The organism is Paracholeplasma morum (genome assembly GCF_016907055.1).
Classification (GTDB): domain Bacteria; phylum Bacillota_I; class Bacilli_A; order Acholeplasmatales; family UBA5453; genus Paracholeplasma; species Paracholeplasma morum.
In genome coordinates this window covers 1-21,405 of sequence record NZ_JAFBBG010000014.1, presented here as the reverse complement: position 1 = coordinate 21,405, position 21,405 = coordinate 1, and the positions used below count along the sequence as shown (strand labels likewise).

Sequence of the window (21,405 nt, the reverse complement as noted above, 5' to 3'; positions counted from 1 at the left end):
ATTACTAATTATAAGATAAGGCTAATGTTGGGTTGATGCCAGTTGAATAATCTTGATATTGTAAAAGCACGATATAATTCCCGGTTGTTAGGTGATAAGTGGCTTCAGTAGATGTATCTTCTTTTTCATCTTTCTTGTCTTTACATCCCACGAGGAATAAGCACAGTAAAAGCCATAAGCATTTTTTCATGTCGTTCTCCTTAGTAATTTGGTCTTACTTTAATCGTTATTTTTGGATCAATTTTTTTAAGTTCTTGATAAAAAGGATTTATGCGCTTAATAAGTGTTTCTTTTGCTTTATAGAGCGGTTTTGAGTTATCTTTTTCTACTTCAAAATTTGTAATCCACTCTTCGTTTTGATTAATCCATTTAGAAATCGTTTCTGCATACCGTCTATATTCTTTAAGCTGATAAGTTTTATCACTTTTGGTGATTTTCTTGATTGAATTGATTTTGACAAGTTCAAATCTTGTTTGATTAATGAGTAACCCGCATGCGTGTCTTAATGCCATATAACCGTGCCTATATTCTAATTCAGAAAGCGTATTTTTCTCTTTCGCAAGATCAAAGTAATACTGATAAATGGCTGAATTAAGCTCATATGCCTTTAAATCTCCCATATGAATTCTAAATGTCTTATAGGCATTCATTAATTCATAGTGGGTGTCTTTTAGAGAAATTAAACCCTCTTTCAAGTCTTTGTTTTGTGATAGTTCATTAGACTTTAACACCTTTGATTGTGTACTTGTTAGTTGATCATTAAGTACCATAAGGGTTTCTCTAACCTTAACAGAGATGTCAAAGTGCATCTGATTTCTTCTTAGAATCATCTCCGTAATAAACGTAATAATCGCTCCGACGACAATTCCAATAAACCCAAACCATAATCCTAGTAAGTCTTCCATGAAATCACCCCATATTTAACTAAATTATATCATATATTAATTAATATCTAAAGTTTATTAAAGAAAAAACTCATCCGTTTGATGAGTTTTTAAATAATGTCTCTATTTCGTTAATCGATAGGACTTTTCCTGAGGATACGATCTTACCATCGATGATTAATCCTGGCGTTCGCATAAGTCCTGATTTCGCAATTTCCACCAGATCAGTCACATAAGTTATGGTGGCCTTTAAATTTAGTTCTTCTACTGCCTTTTCTACGTGTTCTAATAGTCTTTTACAATTTGCACAACCCGATCCTAATACTTTGATTTCCATGTTACCCTCCTATATAAATAAATATCCAACAACATTAAATAGATAACCCATGATAATAATACTAACCGATACGATTCCAAGAAAAAGGAATAAAAGTTCTTTTTTGACAACCTTTTTTAGCATAATTAGAGACGGGAATGAAAGAGCTGTTACTGCCATCATAAAGGAGAGTATCGTCCCTAATCCAACCCCTTTATCTAAGAGGGCTTCAGCGATCGGAAGGGTTCCAAATATATCTGCATACATTGGAATACCTACTAGAGTTGCGATTAAAACAGAGAATGGATTCTTATCGCCTAGTACTGTAATAATAAAACTTCTTGGAATATACCCATGAATAAATGCGCCTATCATTACCCCTATGATAATGTATGCCCATACTTTTTTAATGATTGTTTTTATCTCACTCAATGCATAGTCGATTCGGTCTTTTCTAGTTAAACTAGATTCTTCTGTGTTATTAATCGGTTCATTTTCATCCGGTTTAACGAAGTCTTCTACATAACGATCCATTTTGAATACCGAAATCAAAGACCCACCAATGATTGCGATTAATACGCCTGTTATCACATAGGCTAACGCCACTTTGACACCAAAGATGCTTGCTAATAAAATAATGGATGCTAAGTCAACCAGTGGTGAAGATATCAGAAATGAAAATGTGACCCCAATTGGCAAGCCAGCCTTAGTAAACCCAATAAAGATCGGAATTGAACTACATGAACAAAAGGGAGTTACTGTGCCTAATAATGCGCCAACCACGTTTGCCCAAAACCCGTTTAATTTCGATAATATCTTTCTTGTACGTAGAGGTGTGAAGAAAGACTGAATGTATGAAGAGATGAAAATAAGAACCGTAAGTAGAATAAAGATCTTAATCACATCGTAAAAGAAAAAACTAATCCCTTTGAATAGTGCACTGTCTTCTTCTAGCTTAATTAGATCTATAAAGAATCGATTCACCAATTCTTCTAACCAAGTCATCTTTAAAAATATATCATTCAGACCCAAAAATACCTTGTTAATCATTCTCTCTGTTACCTTTTGGATTAAACCCTTCAATGAACTCTCTTAATAACAAAATACTATGTTCTTTTAGCTTATACTTAGTCCAGTTGCCATCTTTACGAGATTCTATTAATCCTGAATCTGTTAAATATTTCATATGATAGGACAGTGTAGGCTGAGTAATATCCAACCCTTCTATTAACGTACACGCACATGTTTCTCCATTTTGAATCATTTGAACAATCTTTATACGGTTTTCATCAGATAAAGCTTTAAATAGCATCGCATATTCTTTCATAGTTACTCCTATATTGATATTTATCTATATTGATATCTATCTATATGATAACGCGCAATCAAAATTAAGTCAACCAAAAAAAAGCCTCCCATAGTGGAGGCATTTTTTGATCATGTTATTCAAATATGGAAGCTCTATTTTTACCTTGTTTTTTCGCATTATACAATGCGACATCAACATTATTCATTAGTGACACGAATCCATCATAGTCCACATTATCGTATCTTATAACACCGATACTCGCCGTTAGGGTATTCGCTTCTAAGAGTGGCGTCCATACACTTAATAGATTAACCAGTTGATTGGCAAGACGCTCTAACTCAGTTCTTTTTGACAAGTTCGGTATGATCAGTAAAAACTCATCTCCACCTAATCTAATCGCTACACTATCAGGGTATTTATTTGAAACACTTAGCAGTTTTTGTCCGAGTGTTTTCAGTATTTTATTACCAAAATGATGTCCATGTGTATCATTAACTGTTTTAAAATCATCTAAGTCAATCATAAATAAAGCGCCATTTTCTGGTCTTTGGTTTTTATAGTAATTCTTAAAAAAGGTTGCGTTATAAAGTCCTGTTAAAGTGTCTTTATAAGCGATGCTTTCAAGTTCAATATAATAGCTAAATAGTCTAACGAGTTTTTCTAAGAGACTAATCTCTCTTTCATTAAACTTAGAAGTACCCTCATCAACAACACAAAGCGCACCAAATTTTTGTCCGTTTTCTAAGACAATAGGAATACCTAAGTAAGACCCAATGTTAAGATTCTCAACGGTTGACATGACTTTTTCCGGTAAGTTTGCGTTTTTGATGTCTTCTAATATCAGTGGGGTTCTATTTTGATAATCAATTTGATTACAGATTGCTTGGTCAACAGGAATTAAAGTCGACTCAATGACGTTTACTGCCTGATCATGATTGGATACCTTGAGAGTAACTTGTCTGATGTTATCAAGATAATTAATGAAAATGACTTTATCAGGAATGATCTCTTGAGCTAAACTAATAAAATCTGAAGCCAAAAGTTTAAAATTGCGGAAATACTTTAACTCATTTAATAACGACATATAGATCCTCTCCTTTTAATAATTATCCAACAGCATTATTGGTTATACGCTGGCCTTTTGGACAAATAGACCACAAAATCGATAAAACCCTGTTTTTATCTACAAGAAGCTATATCGAGCACGACTGCTCAATTTATCTTTAAATAGTAACATACTTTCCGATAAATTGAAATACCTATTAATTTTTCTTCTAACGATTGACAATATTAAATCAAAAGTATATTGTATGAATATATGCTCATATACTCATAAAGGAGAATTCTTATGCACGAAACATGTAATAAACACGAAGAAATCATTGAATCCATCAAAGACAACATGAAAGATACTAAAGATTTAACTTTAATGGTTAAACTGTTTAAAGTGTTTGCTGATGAAACACGCATCAAAATCTTATACGCAATTAAATCCCATGAGGTTTGCGTTAATGACATTGCCTCTATTCTAAACATGACTCAAAGTGCGATATCACACCAATTAGCTCAACTTAAAGATATGAATCTAATCAAGGGCAGACGCGAGAAACAAACCATCTTCTACTCTTTGGTTGACCATCATATTTATGATATCTTCAACCAGGCACTAGAACACGTGAAGGAGTAACCTATGGGACATCATCACGACAATCAAAACCATGACCATCAAGGTCATGGCAATCATAGTCACGGTCATCACAAGTTAAACCCTATATACGGGCTAATTATTGGGTTTATTCTCTATATAGTGAGTTTTTGGATTAAGGATACTTTAGTCCAAAACACTATACTTACACTCGCAATCCTTATCAGTGGACACCATGTAATTTATGAGGGTTTGGTTGAAACACTCCTACATAGCATTCACCATAAACGGTTCATTCCAAACATCCATCTATTGATGGTTCTTGGGGCAATTGGGGCAATCATCATCAATGCCTTTGATGAAGCTGCTTTATTAATCCTTATATTTGCTTTTTCGCATATATTAGAAGATTATGCAGATAGCAAGAGCCATAAGGAACTTTCAAACTTGATAAAACTGAAACCTAAAATGGCCAGATTAGTTAAAGAAGGTTCAACTGAAATTATTGATGCAGAAAGCCTCAAACTGGATGATATCGTATTGGTTCTTGATGGCGATCAAATTCCTTCTGATGGTGTTGTTGTCTTCGGTCATAGTTCAGTAAATGAATCCAGTATTACTGGAGAATCCATGCCAAAGGATAAGTCTATTGGAGATACTGTCTATGGTTCAACCATCAATCATAACGGTCAGATTCAAGTTAGGATTACTAAAGATCCAAAAGACTCTATTTATAATAAGATTACAGAACTCGTTACAAGCGCTCAAAAAGACATATCCAAGAAAGCGAAACTGATCAAAAAATTCGAACCCATCTATGTAACAATCATTTTACTGTTAGCGCCAGTATTCTTTTTAGTAATGCGGTTTTTATTTGATTTGAACTTAATGGACAGTTTTTACCGAACCATGATTTTCATCATCGGTTCATCGCCTTGTGCGCTTGCAGTAACAGACATTCCAGCCACTTTATCAGGGATGTCAAACCTAGCCAAGAAGGGCGTACTCATCAAAGGTGGGTCGTACTTATCCAATTTAGCAGATGTAGATATAGTTGCTTTGGATAAAACTGGGACGATTACAACTGGACAACCAGTTGTCACTGATGTATATTATGATGCCTCTTTAACTCTAAAAGAGAAAAATGAACTCACTCAAATACTTGTTTCTATGGAATCGTACTCAACTCATCCGATTGCAAAATCGATTGTTGCTCATTTTAAGGTTGATTCTATCCGTTCTTTAACCATCCAAAATGAAGTAGGTAGCGGATTATCTACTATTATAGATGAAACGCCTTATATCATCGGTAATGAATCGTTATTTAGTATAATGCCTGAGGCATTTAAGGTTCTAAAAGAACAATACTTAAATGAATCCAAAACGGTATTCTTCTTTGGAAACCCAATAGTTAAAATGATGATTGCTTTAGAAGATTCGATCAAAGAAGACTCAAAAGACGCAATCTCATACTTTAAACAAAAAAACATCAAAACCGTTATGCTTACTGGAGATACTTACAGTGTCTCTAAGAAAGTAGGGGAAATGGTTGGGATTGATGAAATCAAGAGCCAATTATCTCCGATTGATAAAAATGACTTAATCAAGGCGTATCAAAAAGAATCTAAGACTGTATTAATGACAGGGGATGGGATTAACGATTCTGTTGCATTAATGAGCGCAGATATAGGCGTATCTATGGGTAGAGGGACAGACATTGCGATGGATGTTTCAGACATAATCCTCCTTAAAGATGACCTATCGAAACTAAGTTATGCACACAAAGTGTCATTAAAATTAAGAAGAATTGTTTGGCAGAATATCCTATTTTCTATGGGGGTTGTTCTATTATTATTGGTTTTAAATCTATTTGAACTCAATAATATCGGTTTTACAGTTTTCATCCATGAAGGAAGTACATTGGTTGTAATACTAAATGCGTTAAGACTGCTCAAAACCATCAAATAACCAAATTCATGAAACACATATTACTAACTATAGTTTTATGTGTTTTTTTAATTACATTGTGATCGCGAATAAAACTAGATATGATATAATTATTTTTGATTGTTATCGTTGGAGGTCTCTATGAAATCTATTTTAAAATTTCTTGACTCTGAGATGAATGAACCACAGTTGTATGGTTCATGGTCCGAGAGTTGGTTTCAATACATATCTTTGGTTTTAATGGTTATTGGTATCATACTATTAGTACGCTACTTCAAAAAATCAAACGTTCATCAAACCAAAAAAGTCTTATTAATCGCGGGCATTATTATGCTTCTGCTTGAAGTCTATAAGCAAGTTATTTTCACTTATCAAGCCAGTGAGTATCAATGGTATGCCTTCCCATTCCAGTTTTGCTCTACGCCTATGTATTTATATACATTATATGGTTTATCTAAGAATAAGAAACTAGATCGTTATATCGTTGCGTTTTTAGCAACTTATGGGGCATTTGCCGGTTTGGCAGTCATGTTATATCCATCTACAGTATTTGTTTCAACCATTGGTATTAACATCCAAACAATGGTTCATCACGGCTTCATGGCAATCATTGGTGTCAGCTTAATGCTTACAAAGATTCGATTCAATCAAGAGACTTTCATCAAAGCGGGAATGACTTTCACTGCTTTGGTTATAATCGCTATCTTCTTAAACTTTATGTTTAATCTCTTCATTCATGATGGGACGTTTAATATGTTTTTCATCAATCCGAGGTTTGAAGGTAACCTACCTGTGTTATCCATTGTTGAACCTCACGTTCCACACTTTGTATATATGATTGTATACATTGCTGGTTTTAGCTTCGCAAGTTATTTAACCGTGTTAATCATTACAAATGTCTCAAAACTGATTGTATTAAGACCCAAATCTGAATTAAACTAACAAAAAAAGGTCAAATGACCTTTTTTTTATGTGTTTTCATACTCTTTTTTCATTTCTGTCCAATAGCGTTTATCTTCATCTGTTATTGGTCTTAACACCCTGCAAGGATTACCGGCTGCAACCACATTTGCGGGAATATCTTTCGTGACCACTGACCCTGAGCCAATCACTGTATTATCGCCAATGGTAACACCTGGATTGATCACAACACTTCCACCTATCCAAACATTATCACCGATTTTAACTGGCAGTCCTAGTTCATAGTATTCATTTCGAATAACGGCATCGATTGGATGTGTTGCGGTATAAATAGCTACTCTTGGCGCAAACATCACGTTATTCCCAATTGTGACTTTATTCACATCTAGGATAATGCAGTCAAAGTTAGCATAGAAATTATCACCTACATGGATATTAATCCCATAATCACAGTAAAAGGGTTTATTGACTGTAGGGTTCTTCCCAACAGACCCAAATACATCTTTAATAATTGAAGATCTAGCGTCAAAATCAGTGTGTGAAGTCGCATTAAAGTCATCTAGTAATTGTCGAGATTTACGACTGATTTTTACTAGTTCCGGATCTGATGATTTATAGAGTTTACCTTCTAACATTCGTTCTTTTTCTGTTTTCATAGTGACCTCATTTCTTAATAATTATATCATCAACAAAAGAAAAAGGCTAAGTTAGCCTTCTTCACAGGAGAATTAGATGAAAACTTGTACCCTAACAGGGTTCTTATCATCTTTGTGGGGAATTACACTGCCTACTATACGGACACCATCTAAATATATGCCTTTAGTATCTGAATGCTTAATTTCAATGGTGTTGTATACACATAACCTTCCATCCAAACTACTACCAAACTACCCAGAAAATGGGTTATTTGCCGGTGTCGCATTAGAGTTTCAATACGCACCAAATGGGATTCATAATCTAAAAACCCCACTTCCACTGTTAAAAAAAGATGAACGCTATAATGCGTTCATCCAATTTGAGTTTAATACTACTGAGTGATTTGTCTTTCTTTCAACTTAATTGCAACTAAAGAAATCACTGAAACGACTAATTCAGTAATAACGAAAGAGAGAAATACGCCCTCAAATCCAAAAAACTTACTGAAGATCAATAAAAACGGAATACTTAACAGAAAGCCTCTTAGAATAGATATCGAGAAGGCTTTTTTTGCGTCATTTAAGACATTTAAAGACAATCCAACAATCACATTCACAGAAGCAAATAAAAACCCTATAAAGTAGATTCTCAATGCGTTTTTAGAAAGGCCGATGACAACATCATCGTTTACAAACAACCTAATAACAGATTCGCTAGATAAACTTAGGGATAAATACATGATTAGACTAAATCCAAATGCCATCCATAAGCCAGCTCTAATCGTCTTATATAGATTAACATGATCGTTTTTGCGATAGTACCTGCCAATGATTGGTTGTAATCCCTGTCCTATGCCTGTCATAACCGCAAACACAATTAATGAGATATTGGCAATAATACCATAAGCACTAAGGCCTAAATTACCGTGGATGGAAAGAATCACTATATTAAATAAATATAGCGTTATGGATTGAGAAAACTCATTAACAAATGAGGCAATACCATTTTTAAGAATCATTAAGAAATCTTTAACCACTATTTTGGCTTTGACTAGACTAAGGGTTCTTGATTTATTTTTATAGAAATGTGTCATCAATAGTCCAATTGAGGATAGTGATGACAGCGAGGTTGCAAAACTTGCTCCAAACATTCCCATTCCAAGTGGCACCATAAACAGATAATCTAGAAAAATGTTTGCCGCGCTACTAACTACCATCGCTGTCATCGCAAGTCTAGGATTCTTGTCGTGCCTTACAAATGATATTAAGACATTATTTGTCATAAATACTGGTGTAAAAATCATAATTGTTCTAACATAATCATAGGTGAACTGATACGTTTCATTATCTGCTTGTAGTAGTCTTACAACCAGATCAGGAAAGAATACTCCAATCACAAGAAATACTAGACCAAATAGGATCCCTAAGATAAGTGATAGCATGAAAAACTTATTGTCCTTCTTTTGAATGAATAGGGTAGCCCCACCAATTCCTATCATTAGACCAATCCCAGTAATCAAACTGAAAACAACAATCGCTAAATTGAGTGACGCTAGGCCTAATGGGCCAATAACATTTGAGACAAATAAGGTATCTACCAATATATAAACAGAGATCGATAACATCCCAATAACACTCAAACTGGTATATTTTAAAACTTGTTTTATCATTTTACCGCTCCAATCCTAAAAAAGGTGATAATCATATTCCTTCTTAGACCTAACGGAATATGGTTATCACCTGAAGTTTACCCGGTGGCAAACCCCACGTTTTTCTTATTAATCATTAACTGTATTATAACACAAACCCTACTTACGATTAAAGACTCTAATCGCATGAAATGGGATTATTAGTAAGTTTATTATTAAGAATGCTGGAAAGAACACCATCGTAGAAAGTGGTATAAAGATCTCATTCAAAATATTTGACCCTTTTACGTGTTTGAATGAAAGTGTATTCTTTAATTATTCTTATTAATTGTATCAAATTCGAAGGTGAAGCCCAACTGAATTGCAATCATACGACCAAAAAAGAAAGAACCGTTTGACCGGTTCTATTTAACAAGTTTTTTACTCATGTTACGATATGAAATCGCTAATAAGCCAATAGAGAAAACTGTAATGCCAATGGCAATCCAAATCGGGTTAACTTCATAACCAAGTACACCAATTTCTAAAGTGCCATAGAAGACTTCTAGTTCTTTAACGAGCAATGGATTAAGTTCACCATAAGGTTCGCTCAAAATAATCTGTTTTAACCAAATAGTCATATGTGTGAAAGGCACGAGTGAAGAGAACTTCGCTACACCTTTTCCTAATACTTCAAGTGGCATGTAAATACCGCATATGAATCCGACAACCGTTCCAAGCACACCTGCAACGGTACTAAATGCATTCACTGTCTTTAACATAGACACGATGAATATCATAAAGCTGGATGACACAAATGTATATAAGAAGACTAATAACGATATAGATAGAATCGTTCCAATAGAATACCAATAGCCAGTAATCACTCCGACATATAGGATGGTTAAGAACCACATTACTAAAGTAAGAACAAATGTGACTAAAATCGATGAAATGAAGTAAGATAATACGATTTTATATCTCTTTATTGGGGTCACTAAGAACCCTTCTAGTTTTCTTTGTTCAATGTCAGTAATCATATTTCCCATAACACCTAGTGATAAACTGATCGAGTTAACGACGAGTACGCCACCCATGATGACACCGGTAGATAAAAATGTTTTAAGATTACCATCCATGGCATCAAACTCAGCCCCTGAAGTGTATTGTTTTCCAATGAATAAGAAATATAAAGCCAATAGTATAATTACACTAAGAAATGAAAAGAACACAGCTGTTTTATCTCTTATAAACGTTTTAATGTTTCTAAGAATTAACCCTTGTAAATCATACATGTTCTTCACCCCCAATGACTCTAATAAAGACATCATCCATTGTCCCTTTGATGACCTCTAGTTGTTTAATATTACTCTTTTGATGGCAGATGATGTCGATGGTTTCAACGGCTTCATCTACTTGCATAATGTATTCATCGCTTACTTTGATAAATGGTTTATTAATCTTATCCAAATAGGCTACAAGTTCCTTCTTATCATTAGGCACAATCTTAAGTCTGTCGTATGAGTATTTATCCTTAAGCTCATTAGGTGTGCCCTCAGCAACGATTTTACCTTTATTAATAATGACAACATGATCCGCAATCGCAGCTTCTTCCATGTAGTGTGTCGTTAAGAAAATAGTCATATTCTTTTCTTTTCTTAAATCATCAATGACTTTCCATACCACTTTACGTGTCTCAGGATCTAACCCGGTTGTGGGTTCATCTAAAAAGAGAATTTCTGGGTTAGAGAAAAGGGCTCTCGCAATCTCACTGCGACGCTTTTGTCCGCCTGATAATGTCTTAAATCTTTGGTTTTCAAACTCATCCAATTTTAAATATTTCTTCAACTCTTCATAACGTTTCAAAACACCCGCTCTGTCATTAATATATAGAGCGCCTCTATATAATAAGTTTTCTTTTACGGTTAAATCATTGTCCAAAATATTCGATTGAAAAACAACCCCGATTTTATTACGGAAATAGTTTTCTCCCTTTTGATTGTTCAACAAGATATCGCCTTCATCTTTTTGAAGTAATGTAGATATCATATTGATTGTAGTTGATTTCCCAGCACCATTTGGACCTAAGAAGGCAAATAAACTGCCCCTTCTTACATCAAAAGAAATATCGTCAACGGCTTTAATATCTCCGAAACTTTTCTTTAGATGTGAAACACTTAAAATAACATCCATTGAAACACACCTCACTTATTTTATAAAAACCTATTGTATACCTTGTAGTAAACGAGAAATACCTTTATATAGATTATTGTTTGGTAAATAGATTCATCCCGACACCAGTATCCTCTATAAGTGTCTCTTTTGAATATTTACGCAATTTATAAACAACATAGAAATCCCCTGCACAACCAGAAAAATGCATTGCGAGTAAAATAAAAGTCATGACTCTTGCAGGCTCTACTAGAAAGAAAATAATCAGTAAAATGCCATTGATAATAACAGCTGGTGATAAGCCAATTACGATATAGCTTTTCTTGTAATAAAAGACACCGGGCGTTGAGGCACTTGCAGCCCACCCATGAAATTTGTACTTAACCTTTTGTTTAGAATAGTGCTTAAAAAATAGACCATGTATCCATTCGTGAATAATGATTATTAGGAAGAATAATCCAAACCCAATAAATAAATCAAAAATCTCAAAGTGATCAAAATCCACAAAAAACAACAACAATAATACTGGTAAAATAACCAACACAGACCATAAGTTAACATAGAAAAACTGTCTCTTATTGGTCATTAAGTTAATCTCTTCCTTTAAATCATAATCATTTGGCAGACTTAATAAAGATCCCATATTATCTCCTTTTAGACACGTCGTATACGGTTTAATTATACACGTTTAAATTATAAAATAAAGAAAAAAATGATGTTTTTTTAGACATCATCTTTATTTATTCTTCGGTTTAATTGTGGTTAGTCTTCTACAATGACTTCTGCTTCACGTTTATCTTTGTAAAATACTTCTAAATCAAGTTCTTTTTCTGACTTGGCTGTCAGTGTAGCTGCTACTGCAGTACCGGTAACGTTAATCATTGTTCTACCCATATCGATTAATGCATCGACACCAGCAACTAATGCAATACCTTCAATTGGTAGCCCTAGAGTTGCAAGAACAACGGTTGCTGCGATGGTCGCAATACCCGGAACCCCAGCAATACCAATCGATGCAATCGTGGTTGTTAATACGATTAATGCGTAGTCTGTAAACTGTAAGTTAATGCCAAATGCGTTTGCGGTAAATATTGCCACCATTGCAGGGAATATTCCTCCACAAGCATTCATCCCGATGTTTGCGCCAAGTGGAGCAACAAAGGATGATATGTTTTCAGATACCCCTACTCTATCAGTAAGAGATTTAACTGTTACTGGCAGTGTGCCATATGAACTTTGAGAAGTAAAGGCAACCACTTGAGCAGGGTAAATGTTCTTAACAAATTGAACAGGACTTAACTTGCCTACAAATGTAATTAAGCCAAGTTGTACTACGATAAAATGAATGAGCATCACTGCATACATTAAGATGATATAGACACCTAATGATTTAAGCGTTTCAAGGTTGTTTCTACCAGCAGCATTTGCCATTAAAGCAAATACGCCATAAGGGGTAAACTTAATAACCATCTTTGTAACACCGACCATGATTCTTGAAGAAGCTTCAATTAAGTCTTGTACAGGTTTAACGGTTTCTTTTCTCTTCTTGGATTCATAATTAATCGCAATCGCAATAAATACTGCGAAAATAATCACTGGAATCATTTGGTTGTTAACCATATGCGCCACAATGTTATTTGGGAATAAGTTTAAAATAACCGTCTCAATTGGGGTTACTTCTCTTGGAGTATAGACAATATCTGATACATCAAAGCCTTTGCCAAGTTCAAACACAAGTGCAGCAACTAACCCTAAAATGGTTGCAATCGCTGTTGTAAATAATAGCCAAAACAATGCTTTAACCGAAATACGGCTTAGTTTATCTTCTGTTCCTAATTGAGTAAAACTTCTTAGGATTGATACAAATACGAGTGGAATAACCACCATAGAAATCAATCTAACGTATAGTTGTCCAATAGGTCTAATGGTTGTTGAAACACTACCTAATGCAAGACCTGTTAATAAACCAAGTCCAAGTGCAACTAGTACTCTATAAGAGAACTTAACTCTCTTTTTCGCCATATAATGTAATAAAACAATCGCAATCACTGTAATAACGTATAATACGGCTTTTTGCCATGAATCAATTTTTAAATTTGCAAACATAATAATCCTCCTGTGTCTATCAAATTATATTAAGTTATGTTTTATAAATCAAATGATTTAATCATTCAAAATAAAGAATCGACTTTTATATGGATTCCTTCTTGATAGCGTCTTCAATAAGCGGTTTTACCTTAGTTCCCAAAAGTCTAATCGCATGAAGTACTTTGTCGTGGCTGAGAGCCCCAACAGGTACATGAAGTGCAAATCGGTTGATGCCAAGCGTCTTTCTTAAATGGAGAATCTTTTTCGCAACATATTCAGGGTCGCCCACAAATAGTGCTCCCTCCATACTGTTGGATGCTTCATATGAAGCTTTTGTGTATCTTGACCAGCCACGTTCTTTACCAATGGTATTCATTGCTTGTTCCATAGAAGGATAATAAGTTTCAAATGCTTCATCAAATGTGTCAGCAATAAACCCATGGGAATGTACTGAAACGAAGCGTTTTAGAGGGTCATGTCCCTTTTCTTGATAGACTTGATCATAAAGATTAACTAAGCCTTTGAATGCTCTTGGAGACCCACCAATAATGGCTAAAAACAATGGTAACCCATAGTTTGCTGCTCTTACCACAGATTCAGGGGTTCCCCCCACAGCCACGCTAATGGTTAAGTCTTTTGTGCGTGGGTACACACCTAAATTCTGGATGGCATGTCTTGTTTTGCCATCAAATGAGACTTTCTCGTTATCACGTATTTTGATTAATAACTCTAGTTTTTCTTTAAATAGTAAATCATAGTCTCTTAAGTTATAACCAAAGAGCGGGAATGATTCGATAAATGAACCCCTTCCAGCCATAATTTCTGCTCTCCCATTAGAAAGCGCATTTAATGTTGCAAAGTTTTGATAGACTCTAACTGGGTCTTCACTGGATAAAACTGTTACGGCACTGCCTAATTTAATATGTTTTGTTAGTGGGGCTGCAGCTGCTAGAATCATGTGTGGGGCTGATGCTGCATAATCGCTTCTATGATGTTCACCAACACCAAAATAATCTAGCCCAACCTCATCTGCTAGTTTGATCTCTTCTACTATTTGTCTAATGCGTTCATCGTATGTAGGTTTATACCCTGTAATTGGATCTATCATAACCTCTGCAAAGGTTGTAATTCCTAATTCAAATTTCTCCATATTATCACCAAAATCAGTATATCATTTCGAATTCGAAGTATCTAATGATTTGCTTTAGGTAAAAAAAGATGGTCTATTACTAGACCACCTTTATGTATATTTCTATTGATAAAATGAAGGACTATTTCTTAGTATAGTCTTGTTTACGGATGGATCCATCCACCTTATGGATAACAATGGTTGTTCCTGCTTTAAATGCTAAATCTTCAGCAACTTCAATCGCTTCTTTCTGAGTCTCATAGAACTTAATGGTCTTTTTAGACCCTTCTTTACGCACACGCCATTTCTTATAATGAGGACTCTTTTCATCCTTGTTTTGTGAGACGTGGTATTTCGCAGGTTTATCTAGTGTAACAACATCCTTGGAAGGGTCATCGTCTTCATTAGATTCATTCTCATTAGCTTTAGACGCCTCTTTAACTGGTTTTGCCTTCTTAGGTTCAACTGGTTTAGAAGGTATCTCTTCTTTTTCCTTTTCAACAACCGGTTTTGGTTCTTTTACTGGTTCTTTTTCAGCAATAGGTTTTAAGGCTTCTTCTTTAACAGGTTCTTTAAATGTCTCTACAGGTGATTCGACTTTAACAGGTTCTACTTTTGTCTGTTTTGGTCTCTTTCTAAAAGCTAATATTAACAACCCAATTAAAGCAACAGCTGCTATCGCAACAATCCATAAGTTATCTTGAATATACTCTAATACATCTGACATATTTGACATCCCCCTTTTATATTTATTCTTGCACATTTTAGCTTTAAATGCAACTTTTTAAGGATTTTTATGCATTTATATGAAAAAAAAGTGCTTTCGCACTTCTTATTAACATTCAGGATCTTCGTTTTTAAACAATATCGGTTCTATTAAGTACCAAGCACAAAGGATACGTCTACGGGCGTGTGGTATAAAGTCCTCACGATTAATGAACTCGATAAAGTCACAAGGATTTAGCCATTTGTAGTCAATGGTTTCCCCTTTTTGTAAGGTGATTTTATCTGAATCTACTTGGGTAATGAATCCTCTAAATAAAGCATCCCCTTCAACAGAACGGTAAATTAAAGTAAGGTTTATAGCATTCAGCCCAGTTTCCTCTAGAAGCTCACGCTTAGCACCTTCTAAAGTGGTTTCGCCCTTGATGACAGACCCACAAGTAATTTCCCAGTATAAAGGGAAAAGCTTTTTATCATCTCGTTTCGTAACTAACACTTGATTTAAATGGTTGACTACGAGTATTTCTACTACCTCATGATAATGCCCATCTTCATGGTCTTCACCTCTAACCATATCCAGGCCAAGTTTGTTACCATCTTTGTCACAAGCTTCAAAGATTTCCAGTTTTGTTTCATTAAACACGTCATCACCTACTTTATAAGTCTCTACAAGGATTATAGTGTAATTATAAAAAAAAGTCCATCTAATATAGACAGACTTTTATATCATCAATTGGAGCGGGTGACCGGGATCGAACCGGCGTCATCAGCTTGGAAGGCTGAGGTTCTACCATTGAACTACACCCGCAAAAGATGGTCGGGAAAACAGGATTTGAACCTGCGACCTCCTGGTCCCAAACCAGGCGCTCTACCAAGCTAAGCTACTTCCCGAAAAAATAATGGCGTACCCAGGAGGACTTGAACCCCCAACCTTTTGATCCGTAGTCAAACGCTCTATCCAATTGAGCTATGAGTACAACTAATGGTGACCCGTACGGGATTCGAACCCGTGAATGCATGCGTGAAAGGCATGTGAGTTAACCGTTTCTCCAACGGGCCATATTTGAACAAGCGCATTTATAATTATACCATCAAAAATACGTTTGTCAATATTTTTTGATAACTTTTTTCAATCCAAAGCAATCTGTTTTAAAATTGATTTAGCGAAGGCTTCACCCTTAATAAATTTGATGATTTCATAGGCAAAATCAACTGTACAACCAGCGCCTCTTCCTGTGATTATAAGGCCGTCAGTGACCGCTTTAAGGTGGGGTTGGTAAAACCCTTCAAAAGTATCTTCCGCTAAGCCTGGATAAATCACATACTTGGTGTTTTTAAGTAGACCCATTTCACCTAAAAAACGAGGACCTGCACATATAGCAGCAATCAGTTTATTTTCTAATTTAAAGGATGCTGATAAGGATTTAATGTAGGTATCTTTATCAATTATCATGGAAACATACTTGCCTCCTGGAATGACTAAAAACTGATAATCATCTAGATCGATTTCATCTTTATGATAATCGACTTTCACTTCTAGACCATACGCAGTAGTGATACGCTTAGATTCATTGATGGTTACAGTATCAATATGAATGCCTGAACGTACTAAAAGTGCTCTAGTAGAAAGAGCTTCAGTATCTTCACAATAATCAGATAAGACCATTAAACCACGCATAAATGCCTGCCTCCTTAAAGGATTAACCCTATTAGTGTTTTAAATCGCTCGCTACAAGAGTGTTCAAATGCTTCGTAATCTTCAATTTGAGAGGCATGTCCAATCACATCGGATATTACCTTAATTGAAAGAATAGGTTTGTTATATAAATGGGCAACTTGATAGAGTGCTGCCCCTTCCATGTCACAACATGCGCCTTGTTCGATTTCACTTGTAGTAAATGTATCGCCTGTATATAGTGTAACATGACTAAGTTTCAAAACGCTAGTGGCTTTAGCAAGCATCGCTTGATCACTTTCGTAATATGTAGGCATTTGAGGCACTTGGCCTTTTTCATATCCAAAGATGCTTAAATCAAAATCATGGTAGGTTGCTAGGTTGATAATGACCATTTCGCCTTGTTTTAGTGGATTAAAACCACCTACTAAGCCAACATTAATAATTGATTCGATTTTGTATTTGGCAAGAATAGCCGATAGTAGTAACCCTGCATTAACTTTGCCAACTCCTGTGGTAGCTAGCATAACTGGGGTTTGATTTATTCGTCCAATCACAATTGGTTTGCTTGCAATACTGATGTATTCTTTATTTTGAATGAGTGTTTCAATGGCTACTGTTTCTGATGCCATTGCGCCGATTATTAAGATCATTTGTGCTCCTCTAAAATCATTTTTATTTTCGATACGATAATATCTACTGCGACATCATGATTATAATCATTTGGTATGATTACATCGGCATAGCGCTTAGTTGGCTTAACGTATTTGTGATGCATTGGTTTCACGGTAGACTGGTATTGAGCAATCACAGAATCGACACTTCTTCCGCGTTCTTTTAAGTCTCTTTGTAAACGTCTGATGAATCTGGTGTCTTCATCCAACTCAACAAATAGTTTAATGGAGGATAAATTACGGATTCGTTCATCTGTCAAAATCAAGATACCTTCTAAAATAATGACTTTTCTTGGTTCCACAGTTTCTGTGTTCTTACTTCTTGTATACTGTTCAAAATCATACACCGGTTTTAAGACAGATTTGCCTTCCAAAAGCATTTGAATGTGTTTAACGAGTAGATCGTTATCCAATGAATCTGGATGGTCATAGTTCACTTTATAGCGTTCTTCTAAAGACATATCTTCTTGGTCTTTGTAGTAGTCATCATGTTTGATGATTGCCACACTCGTCAAGTCGAGTTTACTTAGTATTTCGTTTACGACCGTTGTTTTTCCTGAAGCGGATCCACCGGCTACTGCAATAATGACTGGTTTCATAGTTACCCCCTAACAAGTGACTTATTAACCCACGTTTTCTTTAGCCATCTAGTAAGCATTGTAAAGCCCCTAAATAGCTCATCGACTGATATGCCTAAATAGACTCCTAATAACCCAAGTCCAAGTGTTTGACTGAATAAATACGCACATGTAATTCCAACACCAAGCATTGAAAATACAGCCATGACGAGCGGAAATGTCGTATCGCCTGTTGCTCTTAGTGCTTGAATAACAACAAGGTTCAATGCCCTTCCCACCTCTAATAATATCGCAAACCACAATACTTGTCTAATGGTTTTGATAATGAGTGGATCATCGGTGAAGAATTTTGCTATTGGGGTTGCAAACAAATTCACTAACAACACTACTGATCCCACGATAGAAAGCGTGTATAAGACCGTTTTTAACGTGTTTTTATAGGCCCCCTCAATATCTTCTTCTCCAATATAATAACCCGTTATAATCGCATTTCCTGAGGCAAAAGCTCCACTGAATAAGTAGATGTAACTAAGCATTGTATTCACATAGGTTCTGGCTGTAATCATCTCTGTTCCTAGTTTATTAACAAACGATAGAATCACAAATTGCATCGTGTTATAAGTCATACTTTCTAGGGCAGAAGGTAGGCCGACTTTAAAGATTTTTCTGGCGTAATCTCCATTATAGGATACTTTAAAGATATTTAATCCGATGATTCTCTTTAATAAAACAAACGATACCATCATCGTAAAAAAGCGCATCAACATGGTCGATAAGGCTGCACCCGCAACCCCCATTTCTGGGAAAAATCCATACCCATAGATTAGGATATAGTTGAAAATTACGTTAAAAACATTCGCAACGATAACCGTTTTCGTAACTTCCTTCGCATGGCCATAACTTCTTAAACTAGCCGAAATTGCATTGGTAATCGAGACAAATAATAGGGATATCGCTGTATAGAATAAATAATCATAGGACAATCCAACAATTTCTTTTGGTGTTCCAATTAGTATAAATAATGTGTTTCCCAAAAATAATAAGAGTGCTGCAATCCCAAGGCCAATGAAGAATTGGATGAATATACCTGTATAAATGGTTTTCTTTGCTTCATCTTCTTTTTGTGCACCCAAGTATTGTGAGACCACCACCGCAATTCCTGTCGAAACAACGTTTAAGAGCACGCCAAATAGGTTAATGACTGTAGATGCATTCCCCACTGCTGCAACGCTTCCAAGAGCATAACTGAACGTTTTTTCATAGGCTGAAATCATGATGGTATCTACTGATCCCATCAAAATGAAGAATGCCAGTTCGATGAATATTGGTAAGGTGAGAATAAATATATTTTTCTGTAGTTTTGTCTTCATTACTATAACCTCAATAACGGATTTATTATACCATAATAAACCCTTATAACTTTCAATCCAAATAAAAATGAGAACGGTTAAGTTCTCATTTTAGTATGTAACGATAAATTTCATTGTCCTTAAAAAATTTGATTGCATATGGACAGCTTACAACTGCTTTAAACCCCTGTCTTGTTAGTTCTTCTACACAGAGTAACATCAGTTTATTCGCGATGCCTTGACCACGATAGTCAGGATTCACTTCAACGTGATTAATGTCTACTAGATGATCACCGATTTCTGGGAAAGTAGCTTCTCCAATCATTTGATTCTCTTCACACACAAAGATTCGATTCTTTTCTGTTATAAAGTCCATAGTTGTCTCCTTTAGATGGCACATTCCTCTTTAAGTTTGTCCAAATCTAGTCCAGGTTTCAAAATATCTTGTTTATCTATATTCCTTTTAAACCACGCTAGCGCGTATGAACAAGTTGGAATGACCTTGTAGTTTTGTTCTTTTAGTTGTTGATAGGCAGCTTCTAATAGTTTATTAGCAACCCCTTGGCCTCTTAATGATGAATCTACGTAAGTACGATTGATTTCTACTAAGTGATCTCCTACGAGTGGAAATCTTACTTCAGCAATCATCTCATTATGGTTGTCATTCAAATAAATGTGTTCCTTAGTTTTAATAAAGTTCATAATATATTCCTCCAAAAAGATTGTATCATATAATCATTTTTTAGTGGGCTTATTTGACTCTTCAAGTTCTTCCGGTTTTGGATCTGCAAAGTCTGTTTTATCTTCAACAAGACGGATAATCTTATCATCTGATGGTTCTTTTGAAGCCCCAAGATATTCATTATAGATTTTTCTGAAAGACTGTGTTTTAGCATCTCTCAAGATGACCCGTTGAATGAATAAGGTTGAAATAATCACAATCGCCCAAAACGGTGTACCTGGTGCTAACCAAAACACCATAACGCCAGTCCCTATGGTTACAAACCGTCCTTGTGAAGTAATCATACCATAGATAATGAATGCGATACCCCATCCATAGAATAAAGAAAATGATATAAAAAGTGCTAATAGTCCTTTGGGTGTCTTTAATCCAATAATCAATCTGAATATAGCTTTAAAGAAAGTAACGAAATAGCGTGTAATCTTTTTCAAAGCTTGCATGACATCCCTTCTTTCCTTACATAAATTATAACATTCTACATCATTATCAGTTGGGGTTTTTCGATGAAAGTGCATACATATTAGGATTTTTAGTTACTTTCTTCGAAAAAAAACAACCCGTAAACTGGATTTTTGTTTTTTATCGTGGCGCCCAAACTAGGACTCGAACCTAGGACCCCCTGATTAACAGTCAGGTGCTCTAACCGACTGAGCTATTTAGGCGTTTTATTAAGATTTGCCTGGCAACGTCCTATCTTCGCAGATACTTCTACTATTTTCGGCGCTGAAGTGCTTAACTTCTGTGTTCGGGATGGGAACAGGTGTGTCCACTTCGCCATCGTCACCAGACATCTCTCAAAACTAGATAAATTCATTGTAAGGTTAAGTCCTCGTTCTATTAGTACTAGTCAGCTTCATGCGTCACCGCACTTCCACACCTAGCCTATCAACCTCATCGTCTATAAGGGAACTTACTTATTGCTAATGGGAAATCTCATCTTAAGGGGGGCTTCACGCTTAGATGCTTTCAGCGTTTATCCCGTCCGTACGT

26 protein-coding genes, 5 tRNA genes and 2 rRNA genes are annotated in these 21,405 nt (G+C 35.4%); 4 read left to right on the top strand and 29 right to left on the bottom strand.

What is annotated here, in order from left to right; genetic code table 11:
• Positions 1-4: 4 nt before the first annotated feature.
• The 6 genes from JN09_RS06485 to JN09_RS06460 form a co-directional block, all read right to left on the bottom strand.
• Positions 5-190 carry a hypothetical protein gene (locus JN09_RS06485; protein WP_204433988.1) on the bottom strand — a complete coding sequence of 62 codons (186 nt, stop codon included), beginning with the start codon at positions 188-190 and terminating at the stop codon, positions 5-7.
• A gap of 10 nt (positions 191-200) precedes the next feature.
• Positions 201-905, bottom strand: coding sequence for a hypothetical protein (locus tag JN09_RS06480; RefSeq protein WP_204433986.1), 705 nt, complete (start codon positions 903-905; stop codon positions 201-203).
• 70 nt (positions 906-975) lie between these two features.
• Positions 976-1,221 (bottom strand): thioredoxin family protein, encoded by a 246-nt coding sequence (locus JN09_RS06475; RefSeq protein ID WP_204433984.1) that lies wholly within the window; start codon positions 1,219-1,221, stop codon positions 976-978.
• Between the two features lie 9 nt (positions 1,222-1,230).
• Positions 1,231-2,250 carry a permease gene (locus tag JN09_RS06470; protein WP_204433975.1) on the bottom strand — a complete coding sequence of 340 codons (1,020 nt, stop codon included), beginning with the start codon at positions 2,248-2,250 and terminating at the stop codon, positions 1,231-1,233.
• Complete coding sequence (locus JN09_RS06465) at positions 2,243-2,527, bottom strand: ArsR/SmtB family transcription factor (RefSeq protein WP_204433967.1); 285 nt, start codon at positions 2,525-2,527, stop codon at positions 2,243-2,245. The genes JN09_RS06470 and JN09_RS06465 overlap by 8 nt, the downstream gene beginning before the upstream one ends.
• Before the next feature lie 115 nt (positions 2,528-2,642).
• The gene (locus tag JN09_RS06460) at positions 2,643-3,593 is read right to left on the bottom strand and encodes a sensor domain-containing diguanylate cyclase (RefSeq protein WP_204433965.1); all 951 of its coding nucleotides are present in this window, start codon (positions 3,591-3,593) and stop codon (positions 2,643-2,645) included.
• Between the two features lie 264 nt (positions 3,594-3,857).
• Between JN09_RS06460 and JN09_RS06455 the strand changes: the two genes are divergently transcribed.
• The 3 genes from JN09_RS06455 to JN09_RS06445 all read left to right on the top strand — a co-directional run bounded on the left by JN09_RS06455 (position 3,858) and on the right by JN09_RS06445 (position 7,043).
• Positions 3,858-4,196, top strand: a complete 339-nt coding sequence (locus JN09_RS06455) for an ArsR/SmtB family transcription factor (RefSeq protein WP_204433963.1) — start codon at positions 3,858-3,860, stop codon at positions 4,194-4,196.
• A gap of 3 nt (positions 4,197-4,199) precedes the next feature.
• Positions 4,200-6,122 (top strand): heavy metal translocating P-type ATPase, encoded by a 1,923-nt coding sequence (locus JN09_RS06450; RefSeq protein WP_204433961.1) that lies wholly within the window; start codon positions 4,200-4,202, stop codon positions 6,120-6,122.
• A 120-nt stretch (positions 6,123-6,242) separates the two neighbouring features.
• On the top strand, positions 6,243-7,043 hold the full coding sequence (locus tag JN09_RS06445; protein WP_204433959.1) for a TMEM164 family acyltransferase: 801 nt from the start codon (positions 6,243-6,245) through the stop codon (positions 7,041-7,043).
• Positions 7,044-7,069: 26 nt separating this feature from the next.
• Here JN09_RS06445 and JN09_RS06440 read toward each other — a convergent pair whose 3' ends face one another.
• Complete coding sequence (locus tag JN09_RS06440) at positions 7,070-7,678, bottom strand: sugar O-acetyltransferase (RefSeq protein WP_204433957.1); 609 nt, start codon at positions 7,676-7,678, stop codon at positions 7,070-7,072.
• 157 nt (positions 7,679-7,835) lie between these two features.
• Here JN09_RS06440 and JN09_RS06435 point away from each other — a divergent pair, with 157 nt between their 5' ends.
• Positions 7,836-8,060: a hypothetical protein gene (locus JN09_RS06435; protein ID WP_204433955.1), complete on the top strand. Its 225-nt coding sequence runs from the start codon at positions 7,836-7,838 to the stop codon at positions 8,058-8,060.
• Here the strand turns inward: JN09_RS06435 and JN09_RS06430 are convergent.
• From JN09_RS06430 to JN09_RS06325, 22 genes are all read right to left on the bottom strand, one after another.
• On the bottom strand, positions 8,050-9,327 hold the full coding sequence (locus JN09_RS06430; RefSeq protein WP_204433953.1) for an MATE family efflux transporter: 1,278 nt from the start codon (positions 9,325-9,327) through the stop codon (positions 8,050-8,052). The genes JN09_RS06435 and JN09_RS06430 overlap by 11 nt on opposite strands.
• Positions 9,328-9,710: 383 nt before the next feature.
• The gene (locus JN09_RS06425) at positions 9,711-10,580 is read right to left on the bottom strand and encodes an ABC transporter permease (RefSeq protein ID WP_204433950.1); all 870 of its coding nucleotides are present in this window, start codon (positions 10,578-10,580) and stop codon (positions 9,711-9,713) included.
• Positions 10,573-11,478: an ABC transporter ATP-binding protein gene (locus tag JN09_RS06420; RefSeq protein ID WP_204433948.1), complete on the bottom strand. Its 906-nt coding sequence runs from the start codon at positions 11,476-11,478 to the stop codon at positions 10,573-10,575. Before JN09_RS06420 ends, JN09_RS06425 begins: the two co-directional genes overlap by 8 nt.
• Positions 11,479-11,551: 73 nt before the next feature.
• Positions 11,552-12,100 (bottom strand): DUF3267 domain-containing protein, encoded by a 549-nt coding sequence (locus JN09_RS06415; RefSeq protein WP_204433946.1) that lies wholly within the window; start codon positions 12,098-12,100, stop codon positions 11,552-11,554.
• A gap of 119 nt (positions 12,101-12,219) precedes the next feature.
• The gene (locus JN09_RS06410; protein ID WP_204433944.1) at positions 12,220-13,563 is read right to left on the bottom strand and encodes a dicarboxylate/amino acid:cation symporter; all 1,344 of its coding nucleotides are present in this window, start codon (positions 13,561-13,563) and stop codon (positions 12,220-12,222) included.
• An 85-nt stretch (positions 13,564-13,648) separates the two neighbouring features.
• Positions 13,649-14,695, bottom strand: coding sequence for an LLM class flavin-dependent oxidoreductase (locus tag JN09_RS06405; protein ID WP_204433942.1), 1,047 nt, complete (start codon positions 14,693-14,695; stop codon positions 13,649-13,651).
• A gap of 121 nt (positions 14,696-14,816) precedes the next feature.
• Positions 14,817-15,401 (bottom strand): DUF2188 domain-containing protein, encoded by a 585-nt coding sequence (locus tag JN09_RS06400; RefSeq protein ID WP_204433940.1) that lies wholly within the window; start codon positions 15,399-15,401, stop codon positions 14,817-14,819.
• A 108-nt stretch (positions 15,402-15,509) separates the two neighbouring features.
• A complete protein-coding gene (locus tag JN09_RS06395; RefSeq protein ID WP_204433937.1) occupies positions 15,510-16,040 on the bottom strand; it encodes an NUDIX hydrolase in 531 nt (176 codons plus the stop codon).
• Between the two features lie 91 nt (positions 16,041-16,131).
• Positions 16,132-16,205, bottom strand: a tRNA-Gly gene (locus tag JN09_RS06390).
• Between the two features lie 6 nt (positions 16,206-16,211).
• Positions 16,212-16,288 (bottom strand) — tRNA-Pro (locus tag JN09_RS06385).
• A gap of 9 nt (positions 16,289-16,297) precedes the next feature.
• Positions 16,298-16,374: transfer RNA gene (locus JN09_RS06380), tRNA-Arg, on the bottom strand.
• 6 nt (positions 16,375-16,380) lie between these two features.
• A tRNA-Glu gene (locus tag JN09_RS06375) sits at positions 16,381-16,456 on the bottom strand.
• A gap of 70 nt (positions 16,457-16,526) precedes the next feature.
• A complete protein-coding gene (locus tag JN09_RS06370; protein WP_204433935.1) occupies positions 16,527-17,075 on the bottom strand; it encodes a DJ-1/PfpI family protein in 549 nt (182 codons plus the stop codon).
• Positions 17,076-17,089: 14 nt separating this feature from the next.
• Positions 17,090-17,725: a 5'-methylthioadenosine/S-adenosylhomocysteine nucleosidase gene (gene mtnN / locus JN09_RS06365; RefSeq protein ID WP_204433933.1), complete on the bottom strand. Its 636-nt coding sequence runs from the start codon at positions 17,723-17,725 to the stop codon at positions 17,090-17,092.
• Entirely contained in the window at positions 17,722-18,345 is a 624-nt protein-coding gene (gene udk, locus JN09_RS06360) for a uridine kinase (protein WP_204433924.1), read from the bottom strand. Before udk ends, mtnN begins: the two co-directional genes overlap by 4 nt.
• A gap of 2 nt (positions 18,346-18,347) precedes the next feature.
• The gene (locus JN09_RS06355) at positions 18,348-19,694 is read right to left on the bottom strand and encodes an MATE family efflux transporter (protein ID WP_204433922.1); all 1,347 of its coding nucleotides are present in this window, start codon (positions 19,692-19,694) and stop codon (positions 18,348-18,350) included.
• An 85-nt stretch (positions 19,695-19,779) separates the two neighbouring features.
• Positions 19,780-20,049 (bottom strand): GNAT family N-acetyltransferase, encoded by a 270-nt coding sequence (locus JN09_RS06350; RefSeq protein ID WP_204433920.1) that lies wholly within the window; start codon positions 20,047-20,049, stop codon positions 19,780-19,782.
• 11 nt (positions 20,050-20,060) lie between these two features.
• Positions 20,061-20,375, bottom strand: a complete 315-nt coding sequence (locus tag JN09_RS06345) for a GNAT family N-acetyltransferase (protein ID WP_204433917.1) — start codon at positions 20,373-20,375, stop codon at positions 20,061-20,063.
• Between the two features lie 33 nt (positions 20,376-20,408).
• Positions 20,409-20,855, bottom strand: coding sequence for a hypothetical protein (locus JN09_RS06340; RefSeq protein WP_204433916.1), 447 nt, complete (start codon positions 20,853-20,855; stop codon positions 20,409-20,411).
• Between the two features lie 145 nt (positions 20,856-21,000).
• Positions 21,001-21,077 (bottom strand) — tRNA-Asn (locus tag JN09_RS06335).
• Positions 21,078-21,092: 15 nt separating this feature from the next.
• Positions 21,093-21,203 (bottom strand): 5S ribosomal RNA (rrf, locus tag JN09_RS06330).
• A 29-nt stretch (positions 21,204-21,232) separates the two neighbouring features.
• Positions 21,233-21,405 (bottom strand): 23S ribosomal RNA (locus tag JN09_RS06325); the annotation flags it as partial.

Coding starts and splice junctions, on each gene's coding strand:
- mtnN (WP_204433933.1), bottom strand. CDS start 17,725: ATGATCTTAATAATCGGCGCAATGGCATCAGAAACAGTAGCCATTGAA.
- JN09_RS06405 (WP_204433942.1), bottom strand. CDS start 14,695: ATGGAGAAATTTGAATTAGGAATTACAACCTTTGCAGAGGTTATGATA.
- JN09_RS06485 (WP_204433988.1), bottom strand. CDS start 190: ATGAAAAAATGCTTATGGCTTTTACTGTGCTTATTCCTCGTGGGATGT.
- JN09_RS06465 (WP_204433967.1), bottom strand. CDS start 2,527: ATGAAAGAATATGCGATGCTATTTAAAGCTTTATCTGATGAAAACCGT.
- JN09_RS06470 (WP_204433975.1), bottom strand. CDS start 2,250: ATGATTAACAAGGTATTTTTGGGTCTGAATGATATATTTTTAAAGATG.
- JN09_RS06480 (WP_204433986.1), bottom strand. CDS start 905: ATGGAAGACTTACTAGGATTATGGTTTGGGTTTATTGGAATTGTCGTC.
- JN09_RS06340 (WP_204433916.1), bottom strand. CDS start 20,855: ATGCAAGCTTTGAAAAAGATTACACGCTATTTCGTTACTTTCTTTAAA.
- JN09_RS06435 (WP_204433955.1), top strand. CDS start 7,836: ATGCCTTTAGTATCTGAATGCTTAATTTCAATGGTGTTGTATACACAT.
- JN09_RS06460 (WP_204433965.1), bottom strand. CDS start 3,593: ATGTCGTTATTAAATGAGTTAAAGTATTTCCGCAATTTTAAACTTTTG.
- JN09_RS06350 (WP_204433920.1), bottom strand. CDS start 20,049: ATGGACTTTATAACAGAAAAGAATCGAATCTTTGTGTGTGAAGAGAAT.
- JN09_RS06430 (WP_204433953.1), bottom strand. CDS start 9,327: ATGATAAAACAAGTTTTAAAATATACCAGTTTGAGTGTTATTGGGATG.
- JN09_RS06400 (WP_204433940.1), bottom strand. CDS start 15,401: ATGTCAGATGTATTAGAGTATATTCAAGATAACTTATGGATTGTTGCG.
- JN09_RS06450 (WP_204433961.1), top strand. CDS start 4,200: ATGGGACATCATCACGACAATCAAAACCATGACCATCAAGGTCATGGC.
- JN09_RS06370 (WP_204433935.1), bottom strand. CDS start 17,075: ATGCGTGGTTTAATGGTCTTATCTGATTATTGTGAAGATACTGAAGCT.
- JN09_RS06355 (WP_204433922.1), bottom strand. CDS start 19,694: ATGAAGACAAAACTACAGAAAAATATATTTATTCTCACCTTACCAATA.
- JN09_RS06455 (WP_204433963.1), top strand. CDS start 3,858: ATGCACGAAACATGTAATAAACACGAAGAAATCATTGAATCCATCAAA.
- JN09_RS06445 (WP_204433959.1), top strand. CDS start 6,243: ATGAAATCTATTTTAAAATTTCTTGACTCTGAGATGAATGAACCACAG.
- JN09_RS06410 (WP_204433944.1), bottom strand. CDS start 13,563: ATGTTTGCAAATTTAAAAATTGATTCATGGCAAAAAGCCGTATTATAC.
- JN09_RS06440 (WP_204433957.1), bottom strand. CDS start 7,678: ATGAAAACAGAAAAAGAACGAATGTTAGAAGGTAAACTCTATAAATCA.
- JN09_RS06420 (WP_204433948.1), bottom strand. CDS start 11,478: ATGGATGTTATTTTAAGTGTTTCACATCTAAAGAAAAGTTTCGGAGAT.
- JN09_RS06415 (WP_204433946.1), bottom strand. CDS start 12,100: ATGGGATCTTTATTAAGTCTGCCAAATGATTATGATTTAAAGGAAGAG.
- JN09_RS06345 (WP_204433917.1), bottom strand. CDS start 20,375: ATGAACTTTATTAAAACTAAGGAACACATTTATTTGAATGACAACCAT.
- JN09_RS06425 (WP_204433950.1), bottom strand. CDS start 10,580: ATGTATGATTTACAAGGGTTAATTCTTAGAAACATTAAAACGTTTATA.
- JN09_RS06475 (WP_204433984.1), bottom strand. CDS start 1,221: ATGGAAATCAAAGTATTAGGATCGGGTTGTGCAAATTGTAAAAGACTA.
- udk (WP_204433924.1), bottom strand. CDS start 18,345: ATGAAACCAGTCATTATTGCAGTAGCCGGTGGATCCGCTTCAGGAAAA.